The sequence below is a fragment of the Aquimarina latercula DSM 2041 genome (genome assembly GCF_000430645.1).
Classification (GTDB): domain Bacteria; phylum Bacteroidota; class Bacteroidia; order Flavobacteriales; family Flavobacteriaceae; genus Aquimarina; species Aquimarina latercula.
This window is the reverse complement of record NZ_KE387185.1, coordinates 396,839-408,462: the sequence shown is the minus strand read 5'-3', so window position 1 is coordinate 408,462 and position 11,624 is coordinate 396,839. Positions and strand designations below refer to the sequence as shown.

At 32.5% G+C, this 11,624-nt stretch carries 9 protein-coding genes; 4 read left to right on the top strand and 5 right to left on the bottom strand.

Annotation, left to right across the window (positions count from 1 at the left end):
• Positions 1-207: 207 nt before the first annotated feature.
• Complete coding sequence (locus H526_RS0119700) at positions 208-3,360, bottom strand: UvrD-helicase domain-containing protein (protein ID WP_027394592.1); 3,153 nt, start codon at positions 3,358-3,360, stop codon at positions 208-210.
• 202 nt (positions 3,361-3,562) lie between these two features.
• On the opposite strand from H526_RS0119700, the gene H526_RS0119695 reads away from it, so the two are divergent.
• Positions 3,563-4,171: a superoxide dismutase gene (locus tag H526_RS0119695; protein WP_027394591.1), complete on the top strand. Its 609-nt coding sequence runs from the start codon at positions 3,563-3,565 to the stop codon at positions 4,169-4,171.
• A gap of 268 nt (positions 4,172-4,439) precedes the next feature.
• Here H526_RS0119695 and H526_RS0119690 read toward each other — a convergent pair whose 3' ends face one another.
• Together H526_RS0119690 and H526_RS0119685 are read right to left on the bottom strand one after the other, a co-directional pair.
• Positions 4,440-6,338, bottom strand: a complete 1,899-nt coding sequence (locus H526_RS0119690) for an amidophosphoribosyltransferase (RefSeq protein WP_027394590.1) — start codon at positions 6,336-6,338, stop codon at positions 4,440-4,442.
• A gap of 104 nt (positions 6,339-6,442) precedes the next feature.
• Positions 6,443-7,372 carry a PfkB family carbohydrate kinase gene (locus tag H526_RS0119685; RefSeq protein ID WP_027394589.1) on the bottom strand — a complete coding sequence of 310 codons (930 nt, stop codon included), beginning with the start codon at positions 7,370-7,372 and terminating at the stop codon, positions 6,443-6,445.
• Positions 7,373-7,642: 270 nt separating this feature from the next.
• Here H526_RS0119685 and H526_RS29655 point away from each other — a divergent pair, with 270 nt between their 5' ends.
• On the top strand, positions 7,643-8,578 hold the full coding sequence (locus tag H526_RS29655; RefSeq protein ID WP_081415660.1) for a M12 family metallopeptidase: 936 nt from the start codon (positions 7,643-7,645) through the stop codon (positions 8,576-8,578).
• Positions 8,579-8,821: 243 nt separating this feature from the next.
• Positions 8,822-9,892 carry a matrixin family metalloprotease gene (locus H526_RS29650; RefSeq protein WP_051336246.1) on the top strand — a complete coding sequence of 357 codons (1,071 nt, stop codon included), beginning with the start codon at positions 8,822-8,824 and terminating at the stop codon, positions 9,890-9,892.
• Positions 9,893-9,988: 96 nt separating this feature from the next.
• On the opposite strand, the gene H526_RS0119670 is transcribed toward H526_RS29650, so the two are convergent.
• Together H526_RS0119670 and purN are read right to left on the bottom strand one after the other, a co-directional pair.
• Positions 9,989-10,624, bottom strand: a complete 636-nt coding sequence (locus tag H526_RS0119670; protein WP_027394588.1) for a ribonuclease H1 domain-containing protein — start codon at positions 10,622-10,624, stop codon at positions 9,989-9,991.
• Between the two features lie 2 nt (positions 10,625-10,626).
• Entirely contained in the window at positions 10,627-11,205 is a 579-nt protein-coding gene (gene purN / locus H526_RS0119665; RefSeq protein WP_027394587.1) for a phosphoribosylglycinamide formyltransferase, read from the bottom strand.
• A gap of 175 nt (positions 11,206-11,380) precedes the next feature.
• Here purN and H526_RS0119660 point away from each other — a divergent pair, with 175 nt between their 5' ends.
• On the top strand, positions 11,381-11,614 hold the full coding sequence (locus H526_RS0119660; RefSeq protein WP_027394586.1) for an acyl carrier protein: 234 nt from the start codon (positions 11,381-11,383) through the stop codon (positions 11,612-11,614).
• Positions 11,615-11,624: the final 10 nt, after the last annotated feature.

Genomic DNA, 11,624 nt, shown 5'->3' with positions numbered 1-11,624 from the left:
AAATTTTTCTTAATAGGCCAGTGTATATCGACCTTTGCGAAGTTTTTGAAGCCTTATTTTAAGTCCCTAAGCCCTTAACAAATGTGAAAAAAATGACGTATTAAGCCGAAATTTATGATTCTAATTTTTATAATTACGGTACAATTATAAGATAAAAATATTTTTTATCCGTAAATTTCTACTAGTAATTACGAAAATAATTGTTATTTATATATATTTTAAAGTGATTTCGGTGTTAAAATATACTAGTATCTTTTTACTTAGTTTGTATCCTAACTTTTGAAGAAGCATGCTGTACTCCTCAAGTTGTTTAGCATGAGACGAACTATACTCCCCTGTCTTATAGTCAATTACATAAGCAAACCCGTTAGAGTCAATTGTAACTCTATCAGGTCGATAGATCTGACCATTTGAAATGATATCCCTTTCGTTTAGTACGATATTACTATCCGAAAAATATTTAAAGAGTTCTGGGTGATCTAACACCATTTTTAACTCCTTATGAAGCGATTCTTTATCTAAATGACTTATTAAGCCGGTTTCTAATGCATTTTCCACCACGCTATCTAAATCTTTATAGGTATAAATAGAAGCCATTAATTCATGAATTACATTTCCTTTTTCTATAGCAGATTCCTGCAACGTACCCCACAGTTTTCCTGAATTAGTTACGACATATACTTTGTATTTCTTTTGAGAATTCTCTAGCCTACGAAGTACTATGTTTTTTGTTTTTGAATCATTAACTATACCTTCTGTATCTGGTTTTTTAGGATTCCCAAATTCATACAACAGTTGTTCATTATTCCATCTACCAATATGTTTTAAATAATTAATAAGTTTCCCTGAAAATTTATTGAAATTTGTTTCTCCTTTACTGTTAATTTCCGCTTTAGAAATAACATATAGCTGCTCTTCTGCTCTCGTTAAAGCAACGTATAATAAATTAAAAGTATCTAACTCTAATTGAGATTGATGCTCCCGCACAATCTGTTCTGCCTTTGTACTATATTCTGACAACTGTTTGCTATAGTTTATAAAAACCTCTTCAAACCCATTAAAATCATTTTTAGAAACCGGAAACCATGTTTTTGGTTCTATTTCCCTATAAATATCAATATTCGCATATGGATAAATCACACAAGGAAATTCTAATCCTTTAGATTTATGTATGGTCATTATTTGAATTGCTTCTTCTCCTTCGGGAGCTATGATACTTAATTTCTCCTTTTTATGCTCCCAGTAAGATAAGAACCCTACAACACCTTCTGCGTTTTTTTGAGTGTACGCAAAAATTACATCCAAAAGAAACTGCACATATGCTGGTGATGCTTCCGTGAGTTTAAAACTACTTACTATGTATTCTACGGCTTCATAAAAAGGCTTTATATCTAATTGATGAAAACTAAAATCTATTCCTAATAATTTAAGTTGATCGCAAAACTCTCTTTTATTTGTAAAAACTAATTTGCTTAAAAAACGATGCTGTTCTGAAATAGAAAACTCCTCTGTAATAAAATTTAAAATTCTTGTTTTAGACAACAGTTCATCTGGATACACAAACCAAGTAAGCATATCGATAACAAAACATACTTTAGGATCATTTTTAAGCAATAGCGTTTCTGATGAAATAATCGAAAGCCCTTTTTCTGTTAAAAAATCAGCAATCAAAGCTCCTTCCTTTTGTTTTCTGGTTAGGATGCATATTTCATTTAACAAATATCCTTTTCCCCTAAGTTCTAAAACCGAATCATAGACTTTCTCTGGATAAAGTTCATTTTCTTCTGTTACGTTTTTAGCCTCTATAAAAGAAAGTTTTACATATCCTTCTTTCTTATCATTATATTCCTGATTATTTCCTAGTAGATATAATTTCTTATGTAAATCATTACTGAAATCATTTGATAAAAAAGTAAATAAATCATTATTAAACCTAATAATCTCTTGATGACTGCGATAATTTCTGGGTAAATTCAGAACCTGTTTTTCTTCAATAGAAAATGGATTTTGATCCAAGGACAAATCAATAAACTGTTCTGCTTTTCCTCCTCTCCATCGATATATGGCTTGTTTAGCATCTCCTACTATCGTCAATTGCCCTCTTTTACCACTTAATGTTTCAGAAGATATTGCATTATCAATTAAAGGGATCATATTATTCCATTGGAGCTCCGAGGTATCCTGAAACTCATCTATAAAATAATCTCTATAACGTTCACCTAGTCTCTCATATATAAAAGGCGCAGGTTGGTCTTGAATTGCTTCACTGATTATTTTATTAAACTCCGATATCAGTAAAATACTTCTTTCTTTTTTAATATTTTGAAGTTCTTTATTAATAATATTTAATACAGAAAGCGGAATTAAATTTTTAATAATATTTTCATAAAGCTTTATCGTAAGAATTTTTTGCTTCGTATCTAAAAAAACTTGTTCGATCAAAGAACGTATTGCATCTATCGATTCTTTCTTAACTACATCCAACTTAGCGCCATAAAATGAAGCCGCTTGAATACTCTGTTTCCAAGAAGCCTTGAAATCAACATTAGTATCCCCTTGTTCTAATTTTTTAAAATGGGCCGGAATTGATCCACGAGTAAAATCTTTATGTTCTATTCCTTTTTCTCTTATTTGATCCAGAATTTCTTTAGAACTTGAAATAATACTCTTTTTATCCTTTGAAATTCTTGAAATCAGAGTCGTTTTTAAGCCTTTAAAATCTTCTGCTGTTTTATCAGAAAGATTATCCAAGTGCATACGATCATTTTCACTAAATAATAGACGTGCTATCTTATTTAACTCAACTGTAATATCCCAATTCTTATCATCTTCTAATTTACTTAATGCAAAATCTATAATCGTTTTTGTAAGCTCTTTATCCTCTCCTACTTTAGCTATAATAGCATCGACTGACTCTTCAATTAGTGATTCAGTATCCATTTCTATTTCAAAATTCATAGGGATACCCAAATCGCGGGCAAATGTTCTTATTACTCGATGCGTAAATGTATCTATTGTTACGATATCAAAAGCTGCATAATTATGCAATATGCTTTTAAGAATCCTATCGGCTTTTTTCTTTATTATTTGTTCCTCTAAACCAGTTTCCTTAATAATATCATCCACTAAAGATTGATACTTTGATGATAGTTCTACATTACTTAACCCAACTAGGTTTTCCAAAACTCTAGTTTTCATCTCACTAACAGCTTTATTTGTAAAAGTAATCGCCAAAATATTTTTATAAGCATCTTGATACTCACCAGTAAATAGTGCTATCAAATATGACTTTACTAATGTATAGGTTTTTCCAGCGCCTGCTGCTGCGTTATAAATTGTAAAGGGATATGGAGATTTCAAGTCTGTTTTTTTACTAAAGTATCAAAAAAGCGTAGTTTTCAAAGTCGAATTACTATTAAAAATAAATTTAACTCTATTAGATCATAAGAAGGTGTTTGAAAAAAAATCAATTTAATTAATTTATAACAGATATTAATTTTTATTCATCGCTCTTATTCCTAAATTTGGTTTCATTTTTTTCTTATTAACTAAAAAATAGATTATGTCATTCGAATTACCAAAATTAAACTATGCCTTTGATGCACTAGAACCTAATATAGACGCTCGTACCATGGAAATTCATCATGATAAGCATCATGCTGGATACACTAGTAAATTAAATGCGGCTATTTCTGGTACAGATTTAGACGGTAAGACTATAGAAAACATTCTGATAAACCTAGATATGTCTAATGGAGCTGTTAGAAATAATGGTGGTGGTTTTTATAATCACAGCTTATTTTGGGAAATCATGTCTCCAAATGGAGGAGGCGCTCCTTCTGGTGAGCTAGCTGATGCAATAAATAATGCTTTTGGTTCTTTTGAAGCTTTTAAAGATGCTTTTTCTAAAGCAGCAGCAACACAATTTGGTTCTGGATGGGCTTGGCTTTGTGTTCTAGAAGGCGGTAAAGTAGAAGTTTGTTCAACTCCTAACCAAGACAATCCTTTAATGCCAAGCACTGGTTGTGGAGGTACTCCAATTTTAGGGTTAGATGTTTGGGAACACGCTTATTATTTAAACTACCAAAATCGTAGACCTGATTATATTAATGCTTTTTTTAATGTAATTAATTGGGATGAAGTTTCTACCAGATACGCTAAGGGCAAATAATAGTTCAGTCATATAAAAAAGAAAAAGAGTCGTATTGTATATATGACTCTTTTTTTATATAAATATTTTACGAAATATTATAAAATAAAAAAAGGTGGAAAGTCCACCTTTTTTTGCCCCAAATCTACCATGAACTTAACCTACTTATGCTATGGCTCTGCTAATATAAAGCGTTATTTCATTGTGTAAAAATGTTTTAGATGAAAAGCTAAAATACTTGTTGAAATACACAAATTAACTGATTTTAACAACGCAGAAAATTATTTTTTTAGTACGCTCGCTCATCTTTACCTTCGAAAAAGTTTATAAATGCTTTGTTCACTACTCTATTACCCCCAATAGTAGGATAATCTCCTGTAAAGTACCAATCTCCTAAATTCTTAGGGCACGCAATATGTAGATTATCCACAGTTTGATAAATAATTTTTATTTCTGCATTTACTGTTTCATCACTTAACAATTCAGCGATCTTATCACTTATTTCTTGATCCGTAAAACCTTTATATATTTCTTTCACAAAATTCTGAACATCTTCATCTGCTAGATTTTCCTGCGCTTTACACTTTTCATATACCTGTTCTACTAAATCATAATTACCATTCTCTTTTAGTAAAGCTAATGAAGCTTTAAAAGCAATAAGCCCTTCTAGCCTGGCCATATCAATTCCATAACAATCAGGATAACGAATCTGCGGTGCAGAAGAAACTACAATAATCTTTTTTGGCTTTAGTCTATCAAGCATCTTGATAATACTCTTCTTTAGTGTAGTACCTCTTACGATACTATCATCTATGATCACCAAATTATCTTCAGATTTTACTACACCATATGTAACATCATATACGTGAGCCACTAAATCATCTCTACTACTGTCTTCTGTTATAAACGTTCTTAGTTTAGCATCTTTAATAGCTAATTTTTCTGTCCTAAGTCTAGCAGAAAGTATTTCTGACAAACGTTCGTCTGTTAATGACTCTTTTTCAGAAAGTATCGTTTCGTTTTTTTGTTTATTAAGTTCATCCTGAGCTGCCTCTACCATTCCGTAAAAGGAAGTTTCTGCAGTATTAGGAATAAAAGAAAACACTGTATTCACTGTATCGTGATTAATTTCTTTTAACACCTGTGGCATTATAAGTTTCCCTAGTTTTTTTCTTTCTTCATAAATTTCGGCGTCACTCCCTCTAGAAAAATAAATACGTTCAAAAGAACACGCTTTTCTTTCTAAAGGTTCAATGATCTTACTTATAGATGTTTTTCCATTCTTTTTAACAATAATGGCTTTTCCAGGGTCCAATTCGATCACTTTATCAAAAGGAACATTAAACACCGTTTGAATCACTGGTCTTTCTGAAGCCACTACAACTACCTCATCATCATGATAATAATAAGCAGGTCTTATTCCTGCAGGATCTCTAAGCACAAAAGCATCTCCATGTCCTAACATTCCTGCCATTGCATATCCTCCATCCCAATCTCTTGAAGATTTTTTAAGTATTTTGGCAACGTTTAATCTTTCTACAATTTGTGGAGATGCATCAACTTTACTAAAACCTTCTTTTTTCAGTTTCTTATATAATTTAGCTACTTCAGAATCTAAAAAATGTCCAATTTTCTCCATCACGGTAACGGTATCAACATGATCTTTTGGATGCTGACCTAATCGTACCAAATTATCAAATAGCACATTATTATTAGTCATATTAAAGTTACCCGCCACGATAAGATTACGATGCATCCAATTATTTTGTCTCAAAAACGGATGGACGCTTTCTACACTGTTTTTTCCAAAAGTTCCATAACGAACATGACCTAAAAGAACCTCTCCTATATATGGAATGTTTTTTTTCTGTAAATCAACATCATCAGCATACTCTGGATGTTCGACAAGTTCTTTATTAATTCTATCATTAATCTGGGAGAATATATGCTGAATTGGCTGAGAGTCGCTCGAACGAACTCTACTTATATATCTCTCTCCTGGAGGTGTATCTAATTTGATACTTGAAAATCCGGCTCCATCTTGTCCACGATTATGTTGCTTTTCCATCATCAGATACATTTTATTTACTCCATAAAATGCACTTCCGTATTTCTCCTTATAATACTCTAATGGTTTTAGTAGTCTAATAAATGCTATTCCGCATTCATGTTTTAAGGCATCACTCATTGTATTCCAAAAATTCTATTGTTGTGTTTGTATATCGTAGGTCTAATATTAATAGCCAATTAAAAAAGCCCTTACACGAAACGAGCAGGGCTAATTATTTATCATTAAGACAATTCTATTTCAAACTGCGTAAGTTCCTTAAATTGCTGAAGTCGTTTCTGAACTTCTTCCCGTTTTAAATTCTCCATTCTTTCCGTTCCAAATTTCTCTACACAAAAGGAAGCCAAATTAGAAGCGTGAATAATTGCTTTCTTCATACTCTCAAACGAAAGGTCTCCTGTTTTAGTCAAATATCCTGCAAAACCTCCTGCAAAAGTATCTCCTGCTCCAGTTGGATCAAAAACTTCTTCTAATGGTAATGCAGGAGCAAAGAAAATTTGACCATTATGAAATAACAGTGCCCCGTGTTCTCCTTTTTTAATCACCACATATTTAGGCCCCATCTTTTCGATCACTCTTGCTGCTTTAACCAAAGAATACTCACCACTTAACTGCCTTGCTTCTTCATCATTGATAGTAATAACATCTACTTTGGCAATTACTTTATGCAAATCATTGATAAATGCATCTTCCATCCAAAAGTTCATAGTATCTAGTATTGCTAACTTTGGCTTTACCTCAAACTGTTCAAGAACACTAAGCTGAACCAGTGGGTTTAAATTACCTAATACTACAATCTCAGCATCTTTATAACTATCCGGAACAACCGGCTGAAAATCTGCAAGTACATTAAGCTGCGTTTCTAAAGTATCTCTAGAATTTAAATCATTGTGATACTTACCTCTCCAGAAAAAAGTTTTTCCACCTTCTACAATTTTTATTGCAGAAGTATCAATATTCTTTTCTTCTAGTGTTTTAAAATAGTCTTTAGGAAAATCTTCTCCAACAACCGAAACAATTGCTGATGGAATATTAAAGTTAGAAGCCGAAAGTGCGATATAAGGTGCTGCTCCACCTAAAATTTTGTCTGTTTTGCCAAAAGGCGTCTCGATTGCATCAAAAGCAACAGAACCTACTATCAATAATTTGCTCATAAAATAGCTTATAATTTTTTTGCAAATATACGCTTTACTTTTAAGTAATTATATGATTGTAACAAACTTGGTTACTTCAATAATCTTCATGTGTTTAAAAGAACGTATTGTTACTTAATATAAACTTTTTACACCTCATAATTACTTCCTAAAAAATTAAAAATCGTTTGTAAATAAAATATTTAATGAAAGATATTTTACCTAGAAAAGGTAGGGTCTTCATATTTATAACTGTTTTCTATATAACTAATACACAAACTTTATATTATTATGAAAAAAGCCAAATTAACTAAACTGGTTTTAACAACTTTGATTTCATTTTCATTATTTAATTGTGAAAAAGATTCTGAAGATGTTTTTGAATCGAATCAAAATGAAGCTGCAAAATCAGCTCATGTTTGTATCGAAAAATGGAACACAGGCGACAACAATTCTAAAGCTGCTAGCCTAAAAGCCAAACAGTGGCAAACTGGTCAAACTATCCGAGTAAAGTTTTTAAATGGAAATAACTTTGTTCAATCCAAAGTAAGACAGTATGCTGTAGAATGGGAAAATCATGCTAACATTAAATTTGAATGGGTGGCGTCTAATAGTAGTGCAAACATTAAAATTGGTTTTAGAGAAGGCCAATTTGCAAATGATGGAGGATCTTGGTCATATCTTGGAACCGATTCGAATAATCAAGCGCACAGTATGCATTTTGGGTGGTTTAACAACAATACTTCCGATACAGAATTCAGAAGAACTACTATTCACGAATTTGGACATGCACTTGGTTTAATTCACGAACATCAGAATCCTGTAGCGGGCATAAACTGGGATAAAGAAGCAGTATATGCATATTACGCAGGACCACCTAACAACTGGAGTAGAGATCAGGTAGACAATAATCTTTTCAGACGTTATGATGCTAATATTTCGAACTACAGTGTATACGATCCAAAATCTATTATGCACTATCCTATTCCAGCAGAACACACTACAGATGGTGTTGCTGTAGGAAGTAATACGCAACTATCAGCAACAGATAAATCTTTTATAGCTTCTATTTATCCAGGTACTACTTCTGGTGGAGGCAACTGTGATGGTGTAGCAGCTTATAATAATAATACTTCTTATTCTGTAGGTGATAAAGTAACTTATCAAGGTAATTTATACCAAAGAACTGCAAGTGGATGGAATAACCTTGGAGCATGCGGTAGCTAATAATCACAAAAACTTATTGCTTAAATAACACCATTATAAGCAATAAATAGAAGTACCCTGAAGTATAAACAACAGGGTACTTCTATTCAATTTTAACAATTTTATCAGCACTGATATTAATTGATATTTTTATGATTTTACCACAATAATTTTACGGTTAAAAATTATTTTCCTTCAAAAAAACTTGTTTTCTTACTAAAATTGTGTTAATTTTATGAAATATTTAACAAACTCAACTACATTATGAAAACAAATAAGTTCGCCAGACTAGCTCTGGCTACACTAGTCTCATTTTCTCTTTCAAATTGTGATAAGGATACAGAAGATGTTTTTGAAACGAATGAAATTGATTATGCTAAAAGTGCACATGTATGTATTGCTAAGTGGGATTCTCCTTATGGCGCAAAAGCTACCAGCGTTAAAGATAAACAATGGGAAACAGGTCAAACGATTAGAATAAAATTTTTAAACGGAAGCAGCTTTGTTCAATCTAAGGTTAGACAATATGCTGTGCAATGGGAAGACTATGCAAACCTTAAGTTTGAATGGGTTTCTTCAAACAGTAGTGCAAACATCAAAATTGCTTTTAGAGAAGGTCAATATGCAAATGAAGCAGGTTCATGGTCTTATTTAGGAACTGATTCTAACGATTTTGCACATAGTATGCATTTTGGGTGGTTTAATGATAGTACCACGGATGCAGAATTTAGAAGAACAACAATCCATGAATTCGGACATGCATTGGGATTAATTCATGAGCATCAGAATCCTGTTGCTGGAATTAATTGGGATAAAGAAACTGTTTACGCATACTATGCTGGACCACCAAATAATTGGTCTAGAGCACAAGTTGATAATAACCTTTTTAGACGTTATGAGGCTAGTATTACTAATTATAGCACATATGATCCACTATCAATTATGCATTACCCAATTCCTGCAGAGCATACATTGGATGGAGTTGGAGTAGGTTCTAACAATCAATTATCTGCAACCGACAAAGCTTTTATTGGTTCCATCTATCCATTTCCTGATACAGGCGGTGATCCTTGTGCCGGAGTAGCTCCATATAGCGGAGGTGTTTCATATTCCGTTGGAGATCAAGTAACTTATAACGGAGATTTATACCAAAGAACTGCTAGTGGATGGTCTAATCTTGGAGCGTGTGGTCCCGTTAGCACTGATCCTTGTGATGGTGTAGCTCCATACAATGGTAGTACTTCGTATTCTACTGGAGATCAAGTGACTTATAATGGAGATTTATACCAAAGAACTGCTTCAGGATGGAGTAACCTAGGACCTTGTGGTGGATAAAAATCATTCACAAAACAAGTAAAATATTAAAAAATGCTCTGATAAAAATTTCAGAGCATTTTTTTTAACAATAGTAATTAGGTAGTATTCGGAATTTTATTTCCTACCAAAATCAGCTGGAATTTCTCCCCAGGCTTTGGTCTCCCATTTCACAATTGTAGTAGTATATTTATTTTCTTTGAGCCACAGAATTGCACGATCCACCAAATCAAACATCTCTCTATTCTTAGAATTACGTGTTAGTCTTGTCTTACACATTTTTTTTTGCACCCAACCCATAGCAATTCTAGAATCTGTATATAAAATTCGATCGCTTCCTTTCTTTTTTAGATATGCCAATCCGTGTACTAAAGCCAAAAATTCACCTATATTATTTGTTCCCTGAGGAAAAGGACCTTGATGAAAAAGTTGCTTCTCTGTTTGTGTATCCACGCCTCTATATTCCATCTTACCAGGATTTCCGCTTGATGCTGCATCTACTGCAATAGAATATAAGTTAGGTTCTCCTATTTTTGCCAATTGTTCCTTAGTAAGAGAAGATTTAGGTTTACTTTTCCCTTTATAATCTTCATAATTACCATTGTATGCCTTTTTGGCCAAATCAAAAGATTCGAATGACTTAAATTTTGCACTAGCATATCCTTTTACCGCAGCTTTACAATCATCCCATTTGGTATAAATTCCAGGTTTGTGTCCTTCCCAGACAACATAAAACTTTTCCTTTTTTGCCATAATTATTTATCTCCTTCAGAAAACAAAAGTTCTTCTATAACGATAGGAAAGTGTTTATATTCTAATTCATGAATTGCCCTAGCGACATCATCAGCTGAGTAATGCTGCTCTACAGGAGTTTTTGCCTGAAAAATAATGGCACCTTCATCATAATGTTCATTCACATAATGAATAGTTATACCTGTTTCTTTTTCCTTATTTCTTACTACTGCCTCATGCACGTGGTTACCATACATTCCTTTTCCACCATATTTAGGAAGTAATGCTGGATGTATATTAATCACTTTATTAGGAAAAATATCAATAATCTTTTTAGGAAAAATCCATAAGAATCCCGCCAAAACTATTACATCAGGCTGTGCGTCCTTTAATATATTTAATACATCATTAGACGTATAAAATGATTCTTTATCAAAGTGTAAGGCCTTTACCTTAAGGTCATGAGCACGTTTTAAAACTTTGGCACGCAGGTTGTTAGAAAACACATGTGTAACCTCGGCATTTTTCCGTTCTTGAAAGTATTTAATTATATTCTCGGCATTGGTACCGGAACCGGAAGCAAAAATTATGATACGCTTCATAGATAGAGTTGTTTTAGAGAGCACAAAAAAAATAATTATTATCCATTTTTAGGTAGCAAAAAGCCAATACTTCCATATATTTGATAAAATACAAATACATTTTTAGCGGATTGTGGGGTTTTAAAATAAAGTTTTTTATTTTTGCCACCTAATTAAAAAATTAAAATTAAACATTATGTCAGACATTGCATCAAGAGTAAAAGCGATAATCGTTGACAAATTAGGAGTAGACGAAAATGAGGTTGTAACTGAAGCTAGCTTCACAAATGACCTAGGCGCTGATTCGTTAGACACTGTAGAATTGATTATGGAATTCGAAAAAGAATTCGATATTCAGATTCCAGATGATCAAGCTGAAAACATTGCAACAGTTGGTCAAGCAATATCTTATATTGAAGACGCAAAGTAATAACTTCACA

Excerpts from the sequence above, each read along its gene's own strand:
- H526_RS29650 (WP_051336246.1), top strand. The coding sequence starts at position 8,822 with ATGAAAACAAATAAGTTCGCCAGACTAGCTCTGGCTACACTAGTCTCA.
- H526_RS0119685 (WP_027394589.1), bottom strand. The coding sequence starts at position 7,372 with ATGAGCAAATTATTGATAGTAGGTTCTGTTGCTTTTGATGCAATCGAG.
- H526_RS0119695 (WP_027394591.1), top strand. The coding sequence starts at position 3,563 with ATGTCATTCGAATTACCAAAATTAAACTATGCCTTTGATGCACTAGAA.
- H526_RS29655 (WP_081415660.1), top strand. The coding sequence starts at position 7,643 with ATGAAAAAAGCCAAATTAACTAAACTGGTTTTAACAACTTTGATTTCA.
- H526_RS0119670 (WP_027394588.1), bottom strand. The coding sequence starts at position 10,624 with ATGGCAAAAAAGGAAAAGTTTTATGTTGTCTGGGAAGGACACAAACCT.
- purN (WP_027394587.1), bottom strand. The coding sequence starts at position 11,205 with ATGAAGCGTATCATAATTTTTGCTTCCGGTTCCGGTACCAATGCCGAG.
- H526_RS0119660 (WP_027394586.1), top strand. The coding sequence starts at position 11,381 with ATGTCAGACATTGCATCAAGAGTAAAAGCGATAATCGTTGACAAATTA.
- H526_RS0119690 (WP_027394590.1), bottom strand. The coding sequence starts at position 6,338 with ATGAGTGATGCCTTAAAACATGAATGCGGAATAGCATTTATTAGACTA.